At 55.2% G+C, this 24,741-nt stretch carries 19 protein-coding genes; 4 read left to right on the plus strand and 15 right to left on the minus strand.

All coding sequences use genetic code 11. The features are described from left to right. Window positions 1-12 precede the first annotated feature (12 nt). The 3 genes from AC27IT_RS00750 to AC27IT_RS00760 form a co-directional block, all read right to left on the minus strand. The gene (locus AC27IT_RS00750; protein ID WP_487091484.1) at window positions 13-4,497 is read right to left on the minus strand and encodes an amino acid adenylation domain-containing protein; all 4,485 of its coding nucleotides are present in this window, start codon (window positions 4,495-4,497) and stop codon (window positions 13-15) included. Between the two features lie 303 nt (window positions 4,498-4,800). Next, window positions 4,801-4,989, minus strand: coding sequence for a hypothetical protein (locus tag AC27IT_RS00755; RefSeq protein WP_235694745.1), 189 nt, complete (start codon window positions 4,987-4,989; stop codon window positions 4,801-4,803). 71 nt (window positions 4,990-5,060) lie between these two features. Then, window positions 5,061-5,345, minus strand: coding sequence for a hypothetical protein (locus AC27IT_RS00760; protein WP_005833634.1), 285 nt, complete (start codon window positions 5,343-5,345; stop codon window positions 5,061-5,063). Window positions 5,346-5,753: 408 nt separating this feature from the next. Here AC27IT_RS00760 and AC27IT_RS00765 point away from each other — a divergent pair, with 408 nt between their 5' ends. Beyond that, on the plus strand, window positions 5,754-6,125 hold the full coding sequence (locus AC27IT_RS00765; protein ID WP_487091487.1) for a cytochrome: 372 nt from the start codon (window positions 5,754-5,756) through the stop codon (window positions 6,123-6,125). A gap of 331 nt (window positions 6,126-6,456) precedes the next feature. Here AC27IT_RS00765 and AC27IT_RS00770 read toward each other — a convergent pair whose 3' ends face one another. From AC27IT_RS00770 to pdhA, 8 genes are all read right to left on the minus strand, one after another. After that, on the minus strand, window positions 6,457-7,449 hold the full coding sequence (locus AC27IT_RS00770) for an ABC transporter substrate-binding protein (RefSeq protein ID WP_122952440.1): 993 nt from the start codon (window positions 7,447-7,449) through the stop codon (window positions 6,457-6,459). Between the two features lie 151 nt (window positions 7,450-7,600). After that, entirely contained in the window at window positions 7,601-9,238 is a 1,638-nt protein-coding gene (locus AC27IT_RS00775; RefSeq protein WP_122952439.1) for an ABC transporter substrate-binding protein, read from the minus strand. A 172-nt stretch (window positions 9,239-9,410) separates the two neighbouring features. Beyond that, the gene (locus AC27IT_RS00780) at window positions 9,411-9,668 is read right to left on the minus strand and encodes a hypothetical protein (protein ID WP_051353883.1); all 258 of its coding nucleotides are present in this window, start codon (window positions 9,666-9,668) and stop codon (window positions 9,411-9,413) included. Window positions 9,669-9,738: 70 nt separating this feature from the next. After that, window positions 9,739-11,157 (minus strand): FMN-binding glutamate synthase family protein, encoded by a 1,419-nt coding sequence (locus AC27IT_RS00785; RefSeq protein WP_431809040.1) that lies wholly within the window; start codon window positions 11,155-11,157, stop codon window positions 9,739-9,741. A 134-nt stretch (window positions 11,158-11,291) separates the two neighbouring features. After that, on the minus strand, window positions 11,292-12,719 hold the full coding sequence (gene lpdA, locus AC27IT_RS00790) for a dihydrolipoyl dehydrogenase (protein WP_007786692.1): 1,428 nt from the start codon (window positions 12,717-12,719) through the stop codon (window positions 11,292-11,294). Further along, window positions 12,720-14,069, minus strand: coding sequence for a dihydrolipoamide acetyltransferase family protein (locus AC27IT_RS00795; protein ID WP_238500825.1), 1,350 nt, complete (start codon window positions 14,067-14,069; stop codon window positions 12,720-12,722). A gap of 18 nt (window positions 14,070-14,087) precedes the next feature. Further along, window positions 14,088-15,071, minus strand: coding sequence for an alpha-ketoacid dehydrogenase subunit beta (locus AC27IT_RS00800; RefSeq protein ID WP_197186568.1), 984 nt, complete (start codon window positions 15,069-15,071; stop codon window positions 14,088-14,090). After that, window positions 15,068-16,135, minus strand: a complete 1,068-nt coding sequence (gene pdhA, locus AC27IT_RS00805; protein ID WP_007786698.1) for a pyruvate dehydrogenase (acetyl-transferring) E1 component subunit alpha — start codon at window positions 16,133-16,135, stop codon at window positions 15,068-15,070. The genes AC27IT_RS00800 and pdhA overlap by 4 nt, the downstream gene beginning before the upstream one ends. 188 nt (window positions 16,136-16,323) lie before the next feature. Between pdhA and AC27IT_RS00810 the strand changes: the two genes are divergently transcribed. After that, window positions 16,324-17,733: a sigma-54 interaction domain-containing protein gene (locus AC27IT_RS00810; protein WP_005833653.1), complete on the plus strand. Its 1,410-nt coding sequence runs from the start codon at window positions 16,324-16,326 to the stop codon at window positions 17,731-17,733. A 59-nt stretch (window positions 17,734-17,792) separates the two neighbouring features. After that, window positions 17,793-18,725 carry an aldo/keto reductase gene (locus AC27IT_RS00815; RefSeq protein WP_217202410.1) on the plus strand — a complete coding sequence of 311 codons (933 nt, stop codon included), beginning with the start codon at window positions 17,793-17,795 and terminating at the stop codon, window positions 18,723-18,725. On the opposite strand, the gene AC27IT_RS00820 is transcribed toward AC27IT_RS00815, so the two are convergent. The 3 genes from AC27IT_RS00820 to AC27IT_RS00830 form a co-directional block, all read right to left on the minus strand. After that, window positions 18,695-18,898 carry a hypothetical protein gene (locus tag AC27IT_RS00820; protein WP_005833657.1) on the minus strand — a complete coding sequence of 68 codons (204 nt, stop codon included), beginning with the start codon at window positions 18,896-18,898 and terminating at the stop codon, window positions 18,695-18,697. The genes AC27IT_RS00815 and AC27IT_RS00820 overlap by 31 nt on opposite strands. Window positions 18,899-18,972: 74 nt before the next feature. Next, window positions 18,973-19,431, minus strand: a complete 459-nt coding sequence (locus AC27IT_RS00825; protein WP_005833659.1) for a GreA/GreB family elongation factor — start codon at window positions 19,429-19,431, stop codon at window positions 18,973-18,975. A gap of 159 nt (window positions 19,432-19,590) precedes the next feature. Further along, window positions 19,591-21,369 carry an EAL domain-containing protein gene (locus tag AC27IT_RS00830; RefSeq protein ID WP_487091574.1) on the minus strand — a complete coding sequence of 593 codons (1,779 nt, stop codon included), beginning with the start codon at window positions 21,367-21,369 and terminating at the stop codon, window positions 19,591-19,593. A 599-nt stretch (window positions 21,370-21,968) separates the two neighbouring features. Here AC27IT_RS00830 and AC27IT_RS00835 point away from each other — a divergent pair. After that, complete coding sequence (locus tag AC27IT_RS00835; RefSeq protein WP_025847852.1) at window positions 21,969-22,379, plus strand: YjdF family protein; 411 nt, start codon at window positions 21,969-21,971, stop codon at window positions 22,377-22,379. A gap of 59 nt (window positions 22,380-22,438) precedes the next feature. Here the strand turns inward: AC27IT_RS00835 and AC27IT_RS00840 are convergent, their stop codons facing one another. After that, window positions 22,439-24,580 carry an RCC1 domain-containing protein gene (locus AC27IT_RS00840; RefSeq protein WP_327944388.1) on the minus strand — a complete coding sequence of 714 codons (2,142 nt, stop codon included), beginning with the start codon at window positions 24,578-24,580 and terminating at the stop codon, window positions 22,439-22,441. Window positions 24,581-24,741 lie beyond the last annotated feature (161 nt).

Raw genomic sequence — 24,741 nt, forward strand, 5'->3', positions numbered from 1 at the left:
ATTTTCCCGCCGTCAAATGAACAGATTGTCCAGCTCTTCCTGCGTAAGCTCCACCGCGTCAAAATCAGAAGGGGTAAACTCCTTCGCTCCGTGCTCGCTGCCATGCAGGATGATCTCAGCAAGACGCCGCCGGAAGTTGTCCAAAAAGCGCTGCATGCTGCTTTCCGTAAACTTGTTCCGGCTAAAGGCCAGCCGTATTTGCAAGCGACTGTCCAACACAAAGCAGTTCAGCTCAATCAGGCACGTGAGCGGATTGTCTGGACTCGTGTTGTGCTGAAGAGCGCCTCCGAGCAGTTTGACATAGCCGCCGTCGAACGGTTGGGCAAACTCGCCCAAGTAGTTAAACCTGACCGTCCGGGGGGCGGCTTCCGGCAGCGTCTTTGCCAAATAGCGCAACATGCCGTAGCCGATTCCGTTACGGGGGACTTTTCGCCGCGTCTCCTTGACGTGCTTGATCTGCGCGGACAAAGCTTTGTCTGTGAGCGAGATGCCGAACGGGTAGAGGCTCGTGAACCATCCGACCGTCCTGCCGATATCGAGCTTCTCCTCCAGTTGCTCTCGCCCGTGCCCCTCTGTTTCGATCACGATATCCGTCTGTCCGGTATATTCGCGGATCGCGACGAACAAAGCCGTCAACAGCAGATCGACAGGCTCCGTATTGTAGGCAGCATTGGCCTCGGACAAAAGCGCCAGCGTTTCCTGCTGGCCCAGCTCGGCGGAAAGCGTGCAACTGACAGCCAAGCTGTCTGCGCCAGCGTCATGGTCGACCGGAAACGGCACATGCTTTTGCCAGACCGCTTCCCAGTACGCTTTTTCGGCCTCTCCCACGCTTTGCCCAGAGCGCTCCAACGCCTCCGCCCATTTTTGATACGAATGCGTCTTCAAAGGAAGCGCGGCGTCTTGTCCGAGGCAGCTTTGCTTGAGCAGCGCGTTCAAATCTTCCAGGATGATGCGCCAGGACACGCCATCGACTGCGAGATGATGGGCAGACAGCAGCAAAGTGCGTGTGCTCCCCAACTGAATCAGGCACGCTTTCAGCAAAAGGTCGCGGGACAAGTCCGTGCGCTCCGCCAGCTCGTGCGCCGCTTGCTCCAGCCTGCCGTAGCGCTCGGCAGGGGCAACGCCTGTCAAGTCGCGCTGTTCGAGTTTGAAGCGGGCCAGCAGGTGGTCATTGTTGTAAAACAGCTCGCCGCGCGCGTCGACGTTCATCCGCAAGCTGTCGTGGTGCTCCACGAGCTTGAACAGCGCTCTTTCCAGCATGTCTGCCGTGATCGCCGGACTGATTTCCACGAAGACGGTCTGATGATAATGCTGCGGCTTGGGGAATGCTTGGGCAAAAAACCACGCTGCAATCGGCGTAGGCAAAATGCTGCCCTCAGCCAGCCCCTGCTCGACAACGGTTGGCTCTACTGCTTCCACAAGCAGCGCCATCTCTTCCATGACAGGGTGGGACAGCATCTCTTTGACTTTGATCCGGTAGCCTTTGGCGCTCAGCTTGGAAGCAATCTGAATTGCTTTGATCGAGTCTCCGCCCATATGGTAAAAGTTGTGCTTCCGGCCGATCTGCCGAACGCCGAGGACTTCTGCCACGGTCTGGATGAACTGCTGCTCTTTCTCGCTCGAATAAGCGGCATATTCGCTATGTTCTGTACTCGGCAAAGGGATTTTTGCCAAGGAGCGCGCATCGACTTTGCCGTTAGCTGTGAGCGGAATTTCCTTTACCTCTACAAAATATTGCGGGACAAGGTAATCCGGCAACTGCCGCCCCAACTGCTGCTTCCAGTCCAAAATGTCGATCTCGCCCGCCGCGACGTAATACGCACACAGCATTGCGGGTTGCTGCTTGTCTTCCCGCACGAGGACAACCGCCTCTTTTACGAGCGGGTGCTGAAGCAACCCGTTTTCGATTTCTCCCAATTCGACCCGGTAGCCCCTGATCTTGACTTGCTGGTCGCTCCTGCCCAAATACTCCAGCTTGCCATCCGGCAAAAATCGGCCGAGGTCTCCCGTCTTGTACATCCGCTCGCCAGGCGCGAACGGGTTGTCGATAAACTTTTCGCGGGTCAGCTCTTCCTTGTGAAAATACCCTCTCGCCACCCCGTCGCCGGCAATGTACACTTCCCCGACGGCGCAGGTCGGGACAGGAGCCAGGTGCCTGTCCAGTACGTAAATGCGGACGTTGTCGGCCGGCTTGCCAATGGGCACAGCCGCTCGCGTGTCCGTCGCGGGATCATAAGCGTGAATCATGCACCCGACTACCGTCTCGGTCGGCCCGTATTCGTTGAAAATTTCGATGTTGCCGCCGAAGCTGTCATAGATGCCTTTGGCGAGGCTGGCCTTCAAATTTTCCCCGCCGACGATGAATCGTTTCACCGAGCAATTCCGGTTGTCCCGATCCAGCAGCAGCGACAAATGCGCAGGCGTAAGCTTGACAACTGTCGCGCGGTTCTCGCGCATGATGCGGAACAGCACGTACTCGTCTTCTTTGTGGCTGTAGACCAAAATCGTTCCGCCGCTAATGAGCGGGGTAAAGACGGACGTAATCGTCAAGTCGAACGCCAACGACGAATAGAGCGGGAACACTTCGTCGTCCTGCTTGACATACATTTTTTTGGCCCAGCAAATATAGTTGACCAGCCCGCGATGCTCGATCATCGTGCCTTTGGGCTTTCCGGTAGAGCCGGATGTATAAATCAGGTAGACCAGGTCTTGAGGCTCGCTCTCCGCCTGCAGGTTGGACGATGCATACGCTGTGCAGTCGACGTCCGGCAGGCGGATGACTTGTCCGTTGAAGTCCCACTCGTCCGCTGTGTCCACATTCGTCAGCAAAAGCCTGGTGCCGGAGTTTTGCAGCAGGTAGCGAATCCGCTCGGCAGGATTGTCAGGGTCGATGGGCATGAACGCTCCGCCCGCTTTTCCGATGCCGAGCAGCCCGACCACCGTTTCCAGCGAATGCGTGGTCAAAAGGCCTACAATCGTTTCCCGCCCGACTCCTTGCTCGCGCAAATATCTGGCAAGCTGATTGGCTTTTTCATTCAGTTGGCGGTAGGTCAAAGTCGCTTCGCCATGCTGCACCGCGAGCTTGTCCGGCGTTTTGGCTGCCTGCGCTTCGAACAGTTGGTAGATCGTCTGGTCGCGCGGATAAAACGCATCGGTTCGGTTATACGCCTCCACCAGTTTTTGCCGCTCATCCGCGAAAAAAAGCGTCAACCGCCTGATCGGCTCGTCGGGCTTGTCCACGATTTTCCCGGCCAGGGCAGTCAGGCGAGCGAACAAATCGCGGATTTGCTCCGCTGTGTAGTCGTTCGTTTTGTAGTCAAAGCTGATGCTGATGCGACCGGAATCGGACCATTCCTTGATGACCAGTTGCATGGAGTAAATCTGCTGCCCGCTGTAAAACTCGACATTCTCGACCGCGTAGCCGTCCCACGTTGTATCGAGCGCTGTGTTGTAGTAATTGACGCACACATCAAACAGTTGGTGGTGGCCCTTTTTCTTCAGCTCCACATCCTGGATCAGCAAGTCATACGGATAGCGTTGATGGAAAAAGCAATCCCGCAGCTCCCGGTTGACCTGTCCGATCATGTCCGCAACCGAGCAGCTATCGTCGACCAAAAACCGAAACGGCATCGTGCTCGTAAACATGCCAAACATGCTTTTTTGCTGCTTGCCAGACCGATTGAGCACCGGCGTGCCAATCACGAGATCCGCGCGCCCGGTGAACTTGTGGACATACAGCAAATACACCGCGACAAAAACGGTGTTCAACGACCAGTTGTTCGCGTTGGCCCACTCTTTTACCCGGGTGGACAGCTCGGCGCTCCATTCATACGTGAGGCGGTTTCCCGGCAGCGTGTCTGAGCTTTTTTCCAGATGCGAGTCGGGCAAGTCGCGGAATTTCTCCTTCCAAAACATCCGGTTTTTGCAGAAGCGATCCGACGAAAGGTACTCCCGCTCGTGCTCGATGTACGCCAAGTAGCTTGGAGCAGGCTCTTCGTCTGCTGCCCCTATGCGCACGAGCTTGTCGTACCGTTCGCGAATCTCGTCGGTCATGATTTTGATCGACCATCCATCGGCGATCAGATGATGGAACTTGGCCAGGTAGCCATGCTCGCGGTCCGAGAGGCGAAACAGGGCAAAATAAAAAAGCCTTTCGTTTTCGATGACGAACGGCTTTCTCGCTTCCGCCTGCACCCAGTTGGCAAAGTCGTGCTGCGGCTCTGTGCCAGTTGAGAAATCTAGGCAGTCCAATGGGAAAGGTTCATACGGACTCACGTATTGCTGCGGCTCGCCCTTCCGGTTCAAAACGCGCAGTCGCAACGCTTCATGTCTGCCGATAAACAGATGAACAGCTTTTTCAAGCGCAGGCAGTTGCACAGGGCCTTTTATGATGACAGTTCCGCCAATGTTGTGCAACGGAGTGTCGGGATAAATTTGCTCGATTGACCAGATTCTTTTTTGCGGATGAGTCAGTGGGTAGCAGTTGATTGGCTCCATGGCTAGCGATTCCTCCATTATCTTGGAAACCTCTTTCTCTTTCGGGTCTTTTCTTTTGCTTTTGGATGGCAAAAACACAAAAAAACGGCAAAGCTTCGCCCCTTCATGTATCCGTCAGCCGATACACTCCAGTGCGCTTTGCCGTATGACCCCTTCATTCCTCTAAAGTGCCTAAGCTTCAATAGATTCACTCAGGTTGTTGTGCTATTAGATTCAAACGGGGCTTTTACGAGCGGCTCATCGTCCCTTGCTGCTCATGATCGCATCTTTTTTGCTTACGTCCGTGCTTCCTTTAGCAAAATTTTAATTCATCCGTCCGTCGATTTCAATCTTTTTCCACTTTTTTATAGAAATGACAAACTCGTGACCGCTTCCCTCATCGCGCTTTCGTCGATCGGGAAAGGGCAACATGGCAGCAGCCGCCACGCCGAGCGCCATCAGGGAAAAGACGATGCGGGCCGGGCGAGCAGGCCGCCATCCGTGCGGCCGCACCTCTTCGTTCTCGAAGCAGCAGCTCCGGGATGAACCGACAATGAGTTCACCCGCAGCCGCTCCTTTTTCGTCTACTCCAGGATAGAGACGCGCTGCCCCAATGCGTTCAGGCCCGTGTACGTCCTCGTATCAAACTGCTCGACGCACAGCACCTCCGAGACCATCAGCGGCTGCTCGCGCACAAGCTCTTGCATTTGCGAATCGCTGTAAAATTCATACGCGTAACGGTGGAGAAGCCGTATGCGCCAAATTTTTTGTCCTTCTGCGGAAGTGAAAAACTGTTGCAGATGCGGGCACAGCCCCTTTTCGGACGCGAAGACTTGTTGGCAAGTCAGACAAGTATATTCCACGTTCATTCCCCCTGGCGAAAGCATTTTTCCTCCATAAAAACGGCTCCCACACGCATGCGCAAGGCAAATACGGGGAGCCTTCAGTGGACTGATCGGCGTGGGTGAATATCGGTATGTGATACTTACAAGTGTAAATTAAATAAAACCTATCGGTCAAGTTGGTATTTAGCCCAATTGCTTTCTGTCCGCGCTTTTTTTGCCGCAGACCGCGCGTGAAAATCTCAAGCCCCTGACTCCCGTTCCTCTTTTATGACTCCTGTTCCTCTTTTAAATGGAAAAATCTGGATAGGCATGCTAATACAGGATTAGCGGCCGGAGGAACCTCCCTTCCACGCTCGTTGGGGAGCCTTCTCCGCATCCCTTTCCTTTTCATGCGCCATTTTACAAACCAATCATTCAAAAGGAGGTATATAGATGGAAAATACGGTATATCTACCGTCTGAGATCACGAATTTTAAAGCGAAATCCAAACATTTTTTTCCTGTAGCGTGGTATAAGAAAATGCTTGAACAGCATCCGGTTTACTACCACGCGGGCACGAACACTTGGAATGTTTTCCGCTACGAAGACGTGAAACGGGTGCTGACCGACTACGCCTTATTTTCGAGTGTTCGCGAGCGTACCCTTGTCAATGTCGGAGCTGGCACAAAGGAAGGGACGTTTCCAGAACGCCTGAACATCCATGACAGCGACCCGCCCGAACACCGCAAGGCGCGCTCTTTGTTTTCGGCCGCTTTCACGCCGAGAAGCCTAAAAACGTGGGAGCCGCGGGTGGAACAGTCGTGAATGAGTTAATTCGCGAGATGGAAACGAAAACAGAAGTCGATATTGTCCAAGATTTTACAACCCCGCTGCCAATCATCATCATGGCGGCCGAGCAGGTCGTACTCGTACAAGACGACGGTGGTGTCCGGATAGGCGCGGGTAGTCAGGCGGCCGAAAGAGTCAGTATATCAACATGCGCAACGCTTGCCTGCGCTAAAAATTTGGATAGACTGGGAGCGGCCTTCACAGAGAGGAAGTTTTTGCAGGCAAAAAATAAACAGCAAAAAGCCGCCAGAACACAGCAGTGTCTGACGGCTTCCGGAACAAGAGGAACGTTTTTCTATCGCAATGCTTATTTATTCGCTTTCGCACCGAGCAGCTTCTCGGTCGCGTCTTCCAGAATCAAGCGGTTCGCAATCGGGCCGAAACCTTGGAACCACAGATCGTAGTCTACTTCGTACACGCGGTTGTTTTTCACAGCGTCCAGCCCTTTCCATACAGCGGTTTCCCGCAAGGACGACACGCGGTCTCCGCCTTCGTGCAGCAGGAAAATATGGTCCGGGTTGACCTCTGGCAGCTTTTCAATAGAGAGCGGCTGAAAGCTCTTGGCCGCATCCGGAATATTCGCCGGCTTGGCCAGTCCGAGGTCGTCGTACAGCACCTCGAACAGCTTCGGACTGTAGTAGCGCAGCTCTTTATCGGTGACGCGCAGGAACATGACGGTCTGGTCGGCCATCGCCGCTTTAAGCTGGGCGCGGTACTTCTCCACTTCTGCGTCGTATTCCGCGATCTTTTTCTTGGCGATTTCTTCTTTTTTCAGCATCTTCGCCAGGCGCAAATACGTCTCGCGCATTTTTCGCACGCCTTGGTCATCTTCAACCGGCTCGATGAAAATCGTCGGGGCGATTTTGGACAGTTGCTCGTTCAACTCGCCGAAGTTTTGGTTGCCGATGATTAAATCCGGGCTGCTCTGCACGATCAGCTCCAGGTTCGGCTTCGGAATTTGCCAGCCCAGGTTGACCGAATCTTTCAGCCCGTCTTTCAAATACCAGGTGAACTCGGTGGAGTTGGGGCCTGAGCTTGGCGAAGCCGATGGTGTGATCTCCAGCGAAAGCAAAAAGTCACTGATCCATGGATGAAGCGACAATATTTTTTGCGGGTCCCCTTTGACGACCGTTTTGCCCATATCGTGCTCGATCGTCTGCTCCTGGGCAGGTGCCGGGGCTGGCGCTACTCCCGCCTGCGCTCCCTGCTGAGCGGGACTGGTTCCGCAGCCCGCTGCGGTCAGCGCAAACAGGCAGAGCGCCCCGGAAATTACTTTTTTAAACGGTTGAAAGGATATCATGACTGAACCTCCGCGTTGTTATTGATAATCATTTTCACTTTAGTGATTATAGAGTAAGCCGCTGACCTGGCACAATTGACAAAATCTTGTTCCTATATGGACAAAATCTTGCGGCCGTCCATGAAAAAAAGCCACTTGCTGACGAAGCGGCTTACATGACAGAGACCTCCCATTGCTTGCTCTCGGCCAGATGGCTGATGGCGACGTCGATGGACAGGCTGTGCTTGATCGGAGCGTGACCGTTCAGCCAGCTCTCCACCTCGTACACCTGATGTTTCTGCACCGCCCGCAAACCGGACCACGCCTTGGTCGCCTGGAGGGCCTTGATCTGTTCTTTGCTCGGATTGGAATTGTTCGTCGACAAAAAAATGTGGTCGGGATTCATCGCCTGGATTTGTTCGAGTGTCACACAGACGTAATGCGTTTTGGTCGAAATCCCCGCCGGAGGTGTCAACCGCAAATCTTCGTACAGCACCTTGCCGAGTTGCCTTCTGCCGCCGTACACCCGGTATTCGTTGCAAGTCACGGTGAGAATCATAACTGACTCGTCACGGGCTTTGGACAAGGACAAGAGCGCCTTCGCCTGATTTACCTTTTGCTCGTATCGCCGCATCCAGTGCTTCCCTTCTTCTCCTTTGCCGAAAAAACGAGCCAGTTCCAGCAAGAGGCTTTGCCAGTCATCCCGCAAAATGATCGGGATGGTCGGGGCGATTTTTTTCACCGACTCCAGATTGATGTGGAACCAGTTCGAGCCGAGAATCAATCCGGGCTTCGCCTCTGCCAGCTCGTCCATGTCCGGCTTGTTCCAGCTTCCCGTCAGCTTTGTCTCGCTCAACTCGCGAGCCAGATAAGGCAAGTAGCCATCCACCTGGTCATTCCCGCCGTAGGGCAGCGTCGCAAACGGCTTGACCCCAAGCGCCAGCAAGTAATCGTTCAAATGCGGCAGCAGCGTGACGATCTTGTCCGTCTGGCTCTGTTTTCGATAGGCGGACGGTGTGACGCCGACTGTTCGCTTGAAAATGCGGCTGAAATAGAGCGGGTCTTTGAAGCCAACCTGCCGGGCGACGAGCTCAATCGGTTGGCTCGCCTTCAATTTTCGCTGCGCCTGGGCCATTCGCAGTTGTGTCACATAGTCAAGCGGGTTCAGTCCGACATGCTTTTTGAACACGCTGGAAAAATTCGAGGCGCTGATGCCGTGCATCTGTGCGACTTCCTTTAAAGAAATGTCCTCCTGATAATGCTGCTGCACATAAAGCAGCACTTTTTCAATCGCTTCCCGCGTCCCGCCTGTTTCTTCCGTTGTCAGCGGATCGGAGACGGCGAGGTACATGATTTCCTGGAACAAAATCGACTGCTTCCACTTGGCGAGCGGCTCCTCTGTTTCCGCAAGCTGCTCCATTTGCTCCAGCAACTGCGCAAAACGAGCGGCAGCCTGGGCAGACAGCGCGTGATGGCCAGGGGAAAAGACAGCCTTTGCTTTTTTTGACTGTGCTGGCGTGTCGCTCGCCACGGTATATGTAAACGAAAAATCGTAGAGAGACAGCGGCTTGCAGGAGCGGCCCTCCACCTCTACGCAGCAATCCGGGGCGAGCAGCACGATTTTTCCCGGCTTTAACAGGAGCGGGTCGCCGTCCACGCGCAAGATCCCCTCTCCTTCCTGGACGTAGAGCAGATGGTGCCCATCCTTCCATACGGGAGGATGCTCCTGCTGCAAACCGTATTGCTGCCGCTCCATTCGCTGTAAAACGAAAAACGTCTCTTTTGCGCATTCTAACGGATGTAAAAACACTCGGATGATTCTCCCTTTTGCGAATGAATGTAATTGATAATCATTATCATTATATAGCATGATCGCTTTGCGCAAAAGCCTGAACGATAACGAGCTAACAAAAAGCCCTATTCAGGCTTCCGGCTTTTGCCGGACCTCTTGAATAGGGGGTAAACGATCCGTCAGAAATCGCTTATGATTTGTCGCCTTTTGCCATGAACAGCGGGAGCGCCAAATACAAACCGTAGGCGAAAGCCATCCAGATCGTAAAGGCGAGCAACTGCTCATTGGAAAGCTTTGCAAAAAATACATCGCGGTTCCACAGCGCGAACGCATCGAGAACCAACCCGACTGCGCTCCCGATAATCCCCAGCTTGACTAACGCATACGGGCTGGAATCCAGCTTACGGAAGATCACGAATACGAGATACAAAGCCGCGCCTGTTGCCACTTCCAACCCCAAAAACGACAGAAGGAAGCTTTGCTCGTACGGGTTAACCGATCGTGTCTTGTTTTTGCCTTCATGACGGACTGTGCGGGATGCGCGGGGTGTACGCGAGCGGGATGTTTGTGACTTTGCTGGTCATGCTGTCGAGAGCGATCAAATCGTCGACGCCTACCTCGCGAACGGATGTCTTGCCCAATGCGAGAGTGGCAATCCGCATTTCATCGACAAACGCGCAAAAAAAATGCTCCAAATACTTGGCCGCCTCCTGCTCGTCAAACTCTTTTTGAGAGTGCCCGCCATAAAACAGGAGCTGGGTGGGCGGCTCCCACGGAATGGCCTTCGTGACCTGATCGTGCGCCATCCCCCAGAGCATGGCCGTGCCCAAATAGACGCCATCCACCCCCAGGGCCAGCGCTTTCAGGCAATGGCTTGGCGTATAGTACCCACCTCCGCTCAGCAGCGTAATTTTGTCCTTGACGCCGCGTTTTTGCAAATAGCGGACCGCTCTTGACACCGCGTAGATCGTCGGCAAGCCGAAGTCGTCCTGCAAGATCGGCGCGCTGCCCTTGTAGCCGCCTTGGCCCCCGTCCATACTGATAAAATCGACGCCAGCCATGATCGCCACTTCCAGATCGGCTTCCATGTTCGCGCTGGCACACATCTTGACCCCAATCGGCACACCCTCTGTCAACTCGCGGAGCTGGTCGACGAGCTTGCGAAGATCGTCTGGCTTCTGCACCTCTTTATGCCGGGAAGGGATGACGATGTACTCCTGGTCTGGCAGATGCATGACTTGGCTGGCCTTGCCACGAAGATCACGATGCGGGATAAAAGTCGCAGCTCCGGCGGTAGCGCCTTGGCCGATCCGGATTTCTATCGCGTCGGCTTGCTTGAGAATCTCCGGACTCTTTGTCCATGTCGCGGAATGATATTGATAGATCAAATATTTTGCGTTTTCTCTTTCTTCGGGTAAGAAACCGCCTTCTCCCGTATTCGTGACGGTGCCGACCGCAGCCGTCCCTTTGGCAATGGCGATCTTGGTTTTATCCGTCACGCCAACGCCAAAGCCCATCCCGCCAGCCAACAGCGGAATCTCCAGCGTCAACGGTTTTTTGGCCATCGGCCCGATGGTGAGGCGCATATCGACCTCGGCATTTTCAGGCGCAGGAAGCACCGACAATTGCGCGGGGGAAAACAGGAGACCGTCGTAATTCAAAAATTTTCGCGGCGTGCCGAACGGCCTGTCAATCGCGGTGCCCTCCGCAGCGCGCAAGCTGTTTTCCAGCACCTTTTGGGGAGAGACGCGCGTCAGCGCCGAGACGATTTCCCATATGTTTTCCGGATAGCGGTCGTTCATCACGATTTTGGCGAAGTGGCCGACCGCCCAGCGCACGAATCCGCGCGAAAAGCAAAACGCTACGGTCGCGAGCAACACGATCGCCAGAAATGCCCCGATACTCGCTCCGATCCAAATCGTCACCCAGTCTCCCATCGTGCCCTCTCCTTTTTTGCAGCCGAACGTGCCGTTTCCTACTTAGTTTGGTTTCATGCAGGAAAAGATATACTTTCGGGCAGACAAGAAAAAACCCCCTTTCGCGTTCCATTCGCGAGCAAGGAGGTTTTCGCTCATTTTTTGTTGACGATGTGGATGGCGTGTCCGAGGGCGGCTTCCGCTGCTTCCAGCCACACCTCGCTCAAGGTCGGGTGCGGGTGGATGGTGAGCGCCAAATCCTCGACTCTGGCAGCAAGCTCCAGAGCCAGCGCACCTTCTCCGATGAGGTTCGGCGCATCCGCGCCGACTACGTGCATGCCCACTAGCAGGTGCGTGTCTTCCTCGACGACCACTTCTGCGAAGCCGTCACGCTCGTCGATCACCAAAGCTTTGCCGTTCGCCCGATACGGAAACGACGCCGTTCTGACCCGATAGCCCTGCTCCTTTGCTTCTTCTGGCGTCAGGCCGACACCGGCGATTGGCGGGTCGGTAAAAATGACGTAAGGGACATACGGCGAGTCCACGCTGCTTGGCAAGCCCGCGATGACTTCGGCGGCCACGATGCCTTGCTTCGAGGCGCGGTGCGCCAGTGCAGGCCCGGGCGTCACATCGCCAATGGCAAAAATGTGCGGCTGGTTGGTGCGGCACTCGGCATTGACGGGAATGTAGCCTTTTTCATCGATCACGACTCCGGCTTGCCCCAATCCGATGTCGCTCGTGTTCGGCACCCGGCCAATCGTCACCAATGCTTTGTCCACCGTAAGCTCTTCGCGTCCGTGCGGCTCAGAGAGGACGGCAAGTGTCACCTGGTCACCGCTACGCGAGATTTCCTCGACTTTTGTCGCCGTCTTCACGCTTATCCCCAGCTTTTTCGCCTGCTTCCGCACTTCCTGCGTCAAGTGGGGAGCCGTCTGCGGCAAAATGCCTGGTGCTGCCTCTACGACCGTCACGCTCGTTCCCAGCTTGGCAAGCGCCATGCCCAGCTCCATCCCGATATAGCCGCCGCCAATGATCGCAAGCGACTTCGGCAGTTCGTGCAGGTTCAACAAGTCCGTGGAATCCAGAATACGCTCATGGTCCGGCGCCAAAGCCTTCGGCGCAAAAGGGCGGGAGCCTGTGGCAATGATCGCCTGGCGGAACTTGTACGTCTCAAAATCGCCGCCCGTCTCGACTCCGATCCGGTCGGCAGAAAGCAACGTGGCGGAGCCTTTGACTACCGTCACTCCGTTTGCCTGGCAAAGCTGCTCTACCCCCTGGCTCAATTGCGCAACTACGAACTCTTTCCACGCTTGCCAGTCCGGCATGTGAAACGCCGCGCTTCCGTCCGGCAGCCTGATCCCCAGCTTGCCCAGCCCGGCCAGCTTATGGTACTCGCCTGCGGCATGAATCAACGCTTTGGAGGGAATGCAGCCCCGGTTGAGGCACACGCCGCCCAACGCCTCTTTTTCCACCAGGACGACCGATTGGCCCAACTGGCCGAGGCGAATGGCCGCCGCATAGCCGCCAGGGCCCCCTCCGATGACGACAACGTCTGTTTCGATTGCGATTTCCCCAACTACCATTTAGACCATCTCCGCGAACAATAGATTCGGATCTTCGAGCAGCTCCTTGATCCGGTTGGTAAAGCGCACTGCCGTCACTCCGTCGATCAGCCGGTGGTCAAAGGACAGCGATATGTTCATCATTTGCCGGATCACGCCTTCCTCTTCGCGCACGACCCAGCGCTTTTCCATTTTGTGCAGGGCCAAAATCGCAACCTCCGGATGGTTGATGATCGGCGTCGCTTGCAGGCCGCCGATCGGTCCCACATTGCTGATCGTAAACGTCCCGCCTGTAATCTGCTCAAGCGTCAGCTTGCCTTCGCGAGCAAGCTCAGCCAGTTGTTTGATCTCCGCTGCCAGTTGAAAAATGGATTTGCGGTCTGCGTCCCGGATAACAGGCACGATCAGCCCGTCCGGCGTATCGGTTGCAATCCCGATATGATAAAAGCGCTTTAGCAAAATTTCGTTGGTAGCATCGTCAATGGAAGCGTTCATGACCGGATATTCCTTCAGCGCGATCACCAGCGCCTTGATGAAAAACGGCAAAAACGTCAGCTTGAGCTGCTTTTTCTCGGCATGCGGTTTCAGCCGCTCCCGCAGCGCCTGAAGCTGATCCATTTCCAGCTCGTCGACAGAGGTGACGTGCGGAATGACCGTCACGGATTTCACCATGTGCTCGGCGATTTTTTTGCGGATGCCTTTCAGCGGCAGACGTTCGATCAGGTGATCGCCCACGCCCACGGGCAAGGCCGACGCCTGGGAGGCCGCTTGCTTTTGCACGGGCTTTTCCTGTTCTGCCGTCTTGCTAACGGCTGCTGGCGTCACTGGACGCGCAGGCTCCGCCGGCTCGTTCACGGGAGCTGCGGCAAAAGCAGTCGCCGATACTTCTTGCAGCGCGCGCTTTTGCCCGGCGCTGGCAAACTGGCGCAAATCTTCTTCGGTGACGCGTCCGGCTGGCCCCGTGCCGCTCACCTGTTCAATGTCGATTTTCATTTCTCGCGCCAACTGCCGCACGTACGGCGTCGCCAAGGAACGGCGCGCCCCTTGACGAGCCGGAACCGTAGCGGTCGATTGCTTTTCCGGTGCAGATACAGGCGTAACAGTCGGCTTCGCTTCCGTGCCCTCTCCGCTTGCTGCCCCTGTGTCGATCACCAGCAGTACCGTTCCCACCTCGACCGTGTCGCCCTCGGCAATGCGAATTTCCTGGACGACCCCGGTTGCCGGAGCGGACAGCTCTGCGCTAACTTTGTCCGTCTGTACCTCAATGACAGGCTGGTCCTGGACGACTGCTTCGCCCGGGCGAACCAGCACCTTGAGGATTTCCCCTTCATGCATGCCTTCTCCCACATCCGGGAGTTTGAACTCCACCATGTTCCTCGCTCCTTTACGCTAAAACGTAAGCGTTTCCACTATGCCGCTCATGACGCGCGCGGGCGTCGGCAAATAATCGTCCTCGATGCTGAACTGCGGGACAGGCACGTCAAAGCCCGTAATCCGCTTCACGGGAGCCTTCAAATAAATCAGCGCCTCATCGTTAATGATCGAGATGATTTCCGCTCCCATCCCTGCGGTCTTGTGCGCCTCGTGGACGACGACGGCGCGCCCGGTCTTTTTGATCGACTGGACAATCGCGTCGCGGTCGAGCGGGTAGATCGTGCGCAAGTCCACGACCTCACAGCTCGCTCCCTGCTCACGCTCAATCCGCTTCGCCGCTTCCTCGGCTACGCGCAGCATCGCTCCCCAGGCAAAAATCGAAATATCCGTCCCTTCGCGCACCACTTTTGCTTTCCCGATCGGCACGCGGTACATCTCTTCGGGGACTTCTTCCTTGAAAGCCCGGTACAGCTTGGTCGGCTCCAAAAAGATGACCGGGTCCGGGTCTTCCATCGCGGCGATCAGCAAGCCTTTTGCGTCATAGGGCGTGCTCGGCGCCACTACCTTCAGCCCTGGCACGTGGGCAAAAAACGTCTCGACGCTCTCCGAGTGCAGCTCCGGCCCGCGAATGCCTGCGCCGTATGGCGTGCGAATGACCATCGGCACATGGTACTGGCCGCGAGTCCGGTAACGCATCCGCGCTGCATGGGACACGATCTGCTCGAAGCCGGGATAAATAAAGGCCAGAAACTGAATCTCGACGACCGGAATCAGCCCGTTCATGGCAAGCCCGATGGCCGCCCCGATCATGCCCGCCTCGGACAGCGGCGTATCGACGACGCGAGTGGCCCCGTATTTGTGAATCAGGTCTTCGGTCGCGCGAAAAACCCCTCCGTTCACGCCGACGTCTTCGCCGAGCAGCATGACGCGCGAATCTTCTGCCATCTTTTGATCCATGGCTTCCGTAATTGCTTGAATCATCGTCAGTTTGCGAATCATGCCGGGATGTCCTCCTTCTTCGCTGGCTTCGCAAGCTCGCCTTCCTGCTCGACTGCCATCCAGGTCGGCTCTGCGTACACGTGCTTGAACATGTCTTCCGGCCGGGATTTCGGATAGCTCTCCGCTTCCGCCAGTGCCGCGTCAATCTGCTCGTTTGCCCGGGCGATCAGCTCCGCTTCCTTGGCGTCGTTCCACAGCCCGCGCCGGACGAGGAACGTGCGCAGCCGCTGGATCGGATCGCGCTCGCTTCTCCACTCCTCCGCCAGTTTTTCCTGATCGCGGTACTTTTTCGGATCGTCTGCGGTCGTGTGGGCGCCGTAGCGGAATGTCACCGCTTCGATCAAGGTTGGCCCTTGCCCGTTCAAAGCCCGCTCCACCGCTTCTTGCATCGTCAGCCAGACGGCGAAAATATCGTTGCCGTCGATGCGCACGCCGGGAATGTCATAGGCGGCTGCGCGCTGGGCAATCGTTTTCGAAGCGGATTGCTGGGAAAACGGCACGCTGATCGCATAGCCGTTGTTTTGACAGAAAAAAATCGTCGGCGTCTGGAACACCCCGGCAAAGTTGAGCGCTTCATGGAAGTCGCCCTCCGACGTCGCCCCATCGCCAAAGTAGGCCAGGCTGACGTGCTGCTCGTTTTGCAGCTTGCTCGCCCACGCCGTGCCAACCGCGTGAACCATCTGTGTCGCAATCGGCACGCATGGCGGCATGATGTTCAAGCCTTTCGGGCTGATGCTGCCCTCCATATGGCCCATCCAGTACAAAAACACGCGCGCCATCGACTGTCCATGCACAATCGCCGCTGCGTGATCGCGGTAAGTGGGAAACAGCCAATCCCCGGGCTTGAGCGCCAGCGCGCTTCCGACCTGCGAAGCCTCCTGCCCTTCAAACGGCGCGTACGTCCCCATCCGCCCCTGGCGCTGCAAATGGATCGACTTGCGGTCGAACAAACGCACCCGCACCATCTGTTCATACATGTTTATCATCATGGACTCATCCAGTCGCCCGTCAATCGCCGCTGTCAGCTCTCCCGCAGGAGTCAATACCTGATATAATGAAGACATGAAAACATCCCTCGCTTTCTCCATCGTTCACCATAACGTATGAGCAAGTTGCGTGCCAAGCGAATGAAAGCGGTTTCTTTACAACGAATGTACTTGATGATTCATTTTGCATATGCATTTTTGCGCACGGATGCTCAATTCTGATTATTTTGCAAACAAGCAACAAGCCATGCCCAAGGAGGAACACCATGTATCAGACCAAATTTTTCCAGGGAAGCGACAATACCGAGCTCGTCCAGTTGATTATGACCATTTTCAAAACTTCCCACGACGGTCTGGCGATCTGCGACCGCAACGGCTATGTGCTCCTGTACAACGACGCCTATTTGAGCATTACCGGGATTCCTGCTGATATCCTGAACAACTTCAGTTATATTGAACAAAAAGAAATGCACATGGTTCCGGATTCCTCCGCCGCCAGAGCGATCGCGACAAAGCAGACGCATAGCGTCGTCATCCATTACGCCAACGGCCGGACGGCGATCAATACCGCGACGCCGCTGCTCGATCCAAACGGGGAGCTGCTGTTTGTCGTCGGCAACGTCCGCGATATTACCGAGCTGAACAAGCTACAGCAGGAGCTGGAGGAAACGCGCCAGATCAATTCTTCGTTCCAACGCGCGCTAGAGCAGATCCAAAACGACATCGACTCGGGCGGCCAGATCATCTACCGCAGCAGCATGATGCACCGGATCGTCTCGCTGGCGAATCGCTTTGCGGCCAACGATTCGCCGATTTTGCTGCTTGGCGAGTCCGGCGTCGGCAAAGACGTTTTGGCGAACTACATTCACGCACAGAGCGGACGCTCGGGCGAGTTTATCAAAATCAACTGCGGGGCGATCCCCGACCATCTGCTGGAGTCGGAATTGTTCGGCTACGAAAAAGGCGCGTTCACCGGAGCCAGCCAGGCGAAGGAAGGACTGTTTGAGCTGGCGCACAGCGGCACGGTCTTCCTCGACGAAGTCGGCGATTTGCCGTTTCCGTTGCAGGTCAAGCTGCTGAACGTTTTGCAGGACGGCAAAATCAGGCGGCTGGGCGGAAAAACGTCGCGCCAGGTGAACATGCGGATCATCGCGGCGACCAACAGCGACCTGGAAGCGATGGTCGAGCAGAAGCAGTTTCGCCAGGACTTGTACTACCGGCTGAACGTGCTGTCGCTGACCATCCCGCCCTTGCGCGAACGCCGGGAAGATATTCCCGCTCTCGTTTTCTACTATTTAAAAAAGCTGGAGTGGAAATACCAGCAGGAAATGCGCCTCGAAACCGACGCGCTGGAAGCGCTCGTCGATTACGACTGGCCAGGGAACGTCCGCGAGCTGAAAAACGTCGTGGAGCGCTCCTACCACATGTGCGAAAATGGACGCATCACGTACGATCAGCTTCCCGCCTCGATTCGCAATTCGCAGCATAGCGCGCTCCCGCTGCATCTGGCTAAAATGGAGCAACCGCTTGCGCTCAAGGAAGCGGTCGAACGGTTTGAGCGGGAATACATCCAGCGCGTATTGAAAGAAACGAGCACGATGCAGGAATGCGCGGACAAGCTCGGGGTGAATATATCGACGCTCGTGCGCAAAAAACGCGGGCTTGGAATCAAATAGCGGTAGGGACAACGATCGCGATTGCCGAAAGTATTACGGAGCGAAAAATTGGATGGGGAATGAACGTGAAGGTTTATCCGATCAAAAACACCGAGTTGCACGCTTCCAACATGATTATGGGCAATATGCGCCTGACCCAGCTTTCCCTGGCAGAAGCGGAAAACTTGATCCGTACAGCGCTCGAAGAAGGGATCAATTTTTTCGACCATGCGGATATATACGGACAAGGCCGCTGCGAGGCGCATTTTGCCGACGCCATCCAGATGAACCCGGCGATTCGCGAGAAAATGATTTTGCAGAGCAAATGCGGCATTCGCTCCAAGGAAAATTACTACGACTTTTCCAAAGAGCATATTCTCGCCTCGGTCGACGGCATATTGAAACGGTTGAAAACGGACTATCTGGATATTCTGCTCCTCCATCGCCCGGACCCGTTGATGGAGCCAGAGGAAGTCGCGGAAGCTTTTCAGCAGTTGCAGGACCAGGGCAAGGTCAACTATTTCGGGGTGTCCAACCACAACCCCGCGCAAATCGCGCTCTTGCAAAAGTACATACCGCAAAAGCTCGTGGTCAACCAAATCCAGTTCAGCATCGCGCACACACCCTTGATCGATTCCGGCATCTCCCTGAACATGAAAACAGACCAATCGCTCAACCGCGACAGTAGCATTCTGGAATACTGCCGTCTGCACGACATTACGATGCAAGCGTGGTCGCCTTTCCAGCACGGCATGTTCAGCGGCCCGTTTCTCGGCGACCTGATTCATTTCCCGGAGCTGAACAAGGTGATCGACAGCATCGCGGAAAAGTACGAGGTGACGAACACCGCCATCGCTGTCGCGTGGATTACCCGCCATCCCGCCAATATTCAAGTGGTGCTCGGGACGACCAATGCGCAACGACTCAAGGACGCGTGCAAAGGGGCAGACCTGAGCTTGACCCGGGAAGAATGGTACCGCATCTACAAAGCGGCGGGCAACCTGATTCCATAAAGGGATAATGTGGGAGTCACTTGCCACAGTGTGCTCTGATGCTCGATCAGCGGAGCGATTTTCTCGTAGGCGCGCGCTGCCATCAGCGCAGGCAGCTCGGTTCCTCGCCCGTATGCGGTCGTCAACCGTTGCCAAGGGATGTGTACGCCATCGAGCTGGTCGTATCCTGTCATTTTGCTCTCCTCCTTTTGCCTGGAAAAAGAAAAGACACTAACCGAACCGTTAGCGCCTTTTCCCTTCATCATGACTACTGAGCTGAAAAACCGCCCATATATGTAAAGCTTATCTCCCGCACTTGCACCTGCTGCCTGCCGACCGGGCTCTCCAGAACAACAAAATCGTGTGGAGCGGCCAGCAGCAACTGTCTGCCGATGGGCGACAAGAATGAGATTCTGTTGTTGTCTGGATCAATGTCTGTGGGGTACACCACAGTGAATGATTCCTCAAAGCCATCCTCTTCAAATAGCACCTTCACGCTGCTGCCAAGCAAAGTCACTGACTTGAGCGACTCAAACAGCGCACTGTCGTCTTTGGCGAGCAGTTGTTCCAGCGTCTGCTTGTAGCGCTGGATCATGTCGTCAACCGTCTGTTTTTCTTTTCCGTAATCCCGGACATAATGATCGAAAAAGAGCGAATATTGCTCATCGAAAAAGACAAGCTGGTTAATCAGATGCTTTCGCGTGCCTTGCAAAATACTAGGGTTCATAATAAATGTCACCCCCCAGTTGTTTTTCATAGACGAGTTTGATGAACGCCATGTTTTTCATCGAAAAAACCTCCTTAGAAAAATAGCCCCCGAAGGGACTCTCTTTATTGTAGCAGGAATTACAAAATGATTCCATTCTATGCATCGGCTGTCAATCTCTTAGGAGAGCTGGGACAGTCTGTAAGGGACAAAAAAAGTTTCCTCTACTTCGGTTGCTGGCAACGGTCGGCTGAAGTAATAGCCCTGAATTTCCTTGCAGGCGTTTTCCGTCAAAAAGTCCAGTTGGCCTTGTGTTTCGATTCCTTCCGCGATCACGTCCATGTTCAAATGCTTCGCCATCGAGATGATCGTCGCCACGATAGCCTGGTCGCTCGCATTTCGCGTGATGTCGGTAATGAAGGAGCGGTCAATTTTCAGCTTATGAATGGGCAACAGCTTGAGGTAACTCAACGAGCTGTATCCGGTACCAAAATCGTCGAGACTGATTTTCACCCCAAAATCGTTCAGCTTGTTGAGAATTTCCGTGGACAAATCCGGGTCCATCATCATGCTCTCCGTAATTTCCAGCTCCAAATATTTCGCTTCCAGCCCCGTTTCTTCCAGGATGTCGCGAATGTATTCGACCAGGTTCGCCTGGTGGAACTGCCGCGAAGACAAGTTGACGGAGACGGGAATGAGCGGCCCGCCTGCATCATGCCATTCTTTCATTTGCCGGCAAGCTTCCCTCAGCGTCCATGTGCCGATGTCGTAGATGAGTCCTGTTTCCTCCGCCAACGGAATAAAAATGCCCGGCGAGAGCATGCCCTTTGTCGGGTGGTTCCAGCGGACAAGCGCTTCGACCCCGATGATTTCATTGCTGAGCGCCTGCACCTGCGGCTGGTAGAACAGCGTAAACTCATTTTCCTTGACTGCCTTGCGCAAGTCGCTTTCCAGCTCAAAGCGCAGCAGCAGTTGGTTGTCCAGCTCGTTGGTGAAAAACTGGTAGCCGTTCTTGCCGTTTTTCTTCACCTCGTACATCGCCGTGTCGGCATTTTTCAGCAATTCCTCCACAGTTGTGCCGTGATCGGGATAGATGGCAATGCCGATGCTCGCCGAGACGTAATAGTCGTTGCTCTGCAGACGGTACGGAATCTCAATCTCCTTGACGACCTGCTCGGACAGCTCCGAAAAATCCCGGTCGGAGGACACGTTTTTGCAAATCAGCGTAAATTCGTCTCCCCCCATCCGCGCGATCATGACGTCGAATCCTTCGGTGCTTTTGCGAATGCGGTCGCTCACCTCTTGCAAAAAGCGATCTCCGTACGTGTGTCCAAGCGAATCGTTAATCAATTTAAACCGATCAATATCCAGCACCAGCACAGCAAAACGGGAGTTGTCCTCCCTGCTTATCTCAATCGTCTCCTGCAACGTTACATGCAGCTTCCTCCGGTTGGGCAAGCCCGTCAAATCGTCGTGAAGCGCCTGGTATTCGATAATCGCTTTCGCCCGTTGCTCCTCCATCCGCGTCTGATGCTCGTACGCTTCCAAAACCAACTGCTGTTCGAGGCTGAGCAGCTTGGTGACAGCCTGTGCCAGACCGGAGCAGTCCGGGTGAGTGCCTTGCAAACTATCGACGATGCGCAGCAAGGTGCTGAGCAGATTTTGAAACGAGCCCATATACCACTTCGAGGGCAACCCGATTTTTTGGTGCACCATGGCAATTCGCATCCGTTTTTCAACAAAAGCCTCATCAATACGGCCGTCGAACATCTCAATCAAATGGCTGGACAACGTTTGCCGCAGACGATTGACCGTCGTATGGCTCGTAATAATCTCTTTTAATGTATCGACGTGCAGGATCGCTTCGTAGAACGAGGCGGTGATTTGCTCAATTTGCTCCACGACGACAGGACGAAGCCCTGCAATCAGCTCCAGGTCTTTTTGCGTCAAATTAATCATGTTCAATTGAGCCAAAACTTCTGGGTTACCTTGTAAAGAGATGCGGGGAGAATCATCGTTTTGCCCAATTGACGACTCGCTGCATGAATGGTGATCGTTCTTAAATAGGTGAGAAAAATGATCCATTCCACAAAACTCCTTTGCTGCCTGAACCAAAAATTTTGGACTCATGCCGGGTTGTTATGTCTACACATTCGACATGATTCTACATTTTCCTCCCATGTTTATCCATAGGTTGCACAAGATTGTTACAATATTCCAAACAAGCTATGCTTGACCGTTTGGAGGCTCACCATCGGCTGCAGCGATGCGGATTTCGTACCCATCTGTCTCGGTTTCATCATGGCCGTCTACTCGCAGAAAATGCAGGGCCAGCCTCCGCTGCCTGCGGTCCGTGACCGTTCGTGACAATGGATAGCTGTTTTCCCGCATTGCGGCATCTTGCCAGCAAAGACACCATCCCCTATGATAGATGACAGAGTGTAAAAACACAGCTCCGGTTGGTAGTCCGGACGCAGGAGGCAGCTTTTGTCCCTGTCAGTAACCTTCCCCCCTCGGGATGTCCGACACTCTTGATTTTTACAGAGGGGGCGGTTTGGATGAAACTAACCGTTTATTACGATGGACAGTATTGGGTTGGCGTGGTCGAGCATGTGGACAGTGCCCGACTGCGGGCGTGCCGGTTCATTTTTGGTGCGGAGCCAAAAGACGGCGAAGTGCTCGATTTTGTCCTGCATCGGCTGTTGCCTGGACTGGACAATCGGAAAGCGTCCGTGGAAGTGCAAGAAGCCGTTCCGACCAAAGTCAATCCGAAGCGGCTGGCCCGTCAAGTTGCCAAAGAGTTGCGCACAAAAGGCCCCTCGACCTATGCCCAGGAAGCGATCAAGCTGGAATGGGAAACGCGCAAGGCCGAAAAAAAGGTGGCCGGGCGCAAGCAAAAGCTCGAACGCCTGGAGCAAAAATGGCAGCGAAAAGTGCAAAAGGCAAAAGAAAAGCACAGGGGCAAATAATCTCCCCTGCGCGCGACGCTCACGCCCCACAATCCGGGCGTGAGTTTTTTCCTATTAGGTTATGGTTTCGCTTTGGTCTGGACCAGTTGCGGCTGAAGCGAGCTTTTTTCAAACGGGTTATAGCCGAGGACGACTACTTTGTCATCTTCCGTGACGATGACATGATAGTGCGATCCGGGTCCCTCGATGGCGTAGTCGTACGTGGACGCTACCAGGCGGACAGGGCGAGGAATCTGTTTTTTCACAAGCGGGCTCCAGTCTTTTTCATACAATTGCCCGTCCTTCGTGATGCGCAGCCGGCCGCTGGCAAAGGCGATCCCTTCCTCCGCCTCCCCTGCCACGCTGACTTGCGCGATGTTCCATTCGTCTTTGTGGCGGTCCAGTTGAAATTGCAGCTCGCGGACCGCGCCCGCATCGGATAAAGCCCATACGGAAAGCGGGTCGGCCGTGTAGCGTACAAAATATTGCGGAGCCAGCTCCCGCACGCCTTTTACGCCAGGTACGCTTTGAAACGAGGGCTGCCTGGCAGTTTGCTCGGCGTACAGCACCTCGCCCTCTTTGGTTGTGGCGAAAAACAGGTAAGCGTTGGCGTACAGCTTGGCAATGCGCGCTGCCACGGCCGGGTCGATCTGCGCAGCTTCCATCTCGCCGACCGTGATGTTGGCGGGCACGTAGACGCCGTTTTTCTCGACCAGCTCATGGCGCAGTTCTACGGCGAACAGGCCGTCATCCGCCAGGCGCAGCAGCAGTCGTTCTTCCCCAGCGACCACATCTTTGACAGTGCCCGGCAGCGCCAACGTCTGGCACGTGCCGAACTGATCGGTCCAAAGCTGTACATGGCCCGCCGTATCCAGCGTGACTGCCGCATTCAACACGCTGTCAATCGTCTGGACATTTTTCGGCCCTGCCACCTGGTAAGGCTGCCGCTGCTCGTCGATCCCCCAAACCGTGCCGTCCTTGCGCACAAAATAAGGCTGGCCAAGTCCGGTTGCGATTTGCCTTACGTCCTTCAGCTCGCCGATCTCGGTCCACTCCGTGAAAAGGCGCGGCATTCTGCCCAACTGGCCTGTCATATTGCTTCCCCAGGAAAAGACGTGGCCGGATTTTTGCAAGGCGAGGATGTGATCGGTGCCTGCCTGCACATCGACAATATCGGTCAGGTCGGCAATCCGGACAGGCAGCTCGACCCGATCCGGGTACTGCTCGCCGAGCATCCCCAGCGTGTTGTGGCCCCAGCCCCAGAGCGTGCCGTCCTTTTTGCTGAACAGGTACAGCCCGTCTCCGCCAACCGCCATCTTGACTGCCTCGTCGGCTTCGCGCGGCGCCCGCGTCCACGTTTTCTCCTTTGCATTAAAGAGGTAAACCTCGTCATTTGCGGTCTGGATCATAGCCCGATCCGAATAATCGAGCGCGATTTGCTTCACCGCTCCCGGTACATCCACGACATGGGCAAGCTCGGCTTTCAGCTCTTGTCGCTTTCCGTCCAAATAAAACAGCTTGCCGCTTTCCTCTTGCAAAAACAGGGAGAAGGCCGAGCCGTAGAGCGCGCTGACTTTGGCAAACGACCCCAATCGCCGCGGCTGTCGCTCTCCCTGCTTGAGCGTCCACACGGTCCCGTCGTCTTTTAACAGGGCAAGTATCTCTTCGTTTCCGATTAGTTCGCGGATCGAGCGGATGTGATCGAGTCCCGCGATTTTTTCCGGCTGCGCCTGCTCACCCAGCCGCCATACATCACCTGCATTCGTCAGCGCGTAGCCCCATGTGACCTCCTTGACGTTCTCGATGCCTGTGAGCTTTTGCGGAAAATCCAGCCACTGGCCTGCCTGCACGCCCCAGCGCCACGCGTTGCCTGCCTGGTCGATCGCATAGGAAATGCCCGGACGCCAGCCGTACCCGGCTTCATCGAAAATAACGCCCGTGGCAATTTTCCGGATGCCGGACAGAGGCGAGGCGGAAGCTTCATCGAGGGACGCCAGGGAGTTTGCAGCAGGCTTCTTTTGCCCGGCTTTTTGCTCGTCCTCGCCGCACGCTTTCGTCGTCACTTGCCTTGCTTTTTCCGCCACCGTTTTACTGCTAACAGCCTGTTTTTGCGCAGGAGCTGTTTGCGCGGCTAGCTGTTGCGCTTGCACGCTTCCTGAGACTGCGAGCACCAACGCCAAACTGCTGCACAGCCATGCTTTTGCGTGATTGCCGTACCACATTGCCCGTTCCACCACCACTATTGGGATTTAGAGGAAAATCAACTGGTTAGACGTGCGGTGGCGGCAAAAGTTACCTTTTTCCAACACAAGTTTTTGAAAAGTTTTCTCTTGCACAGATTGTGGAAAATCTCCATTTATGATAGAATCGAATCAGAACATTT

The sequence above is a fragment of the Brevibacillus sp. YAE8 genome, assembly GCF_057543335.1.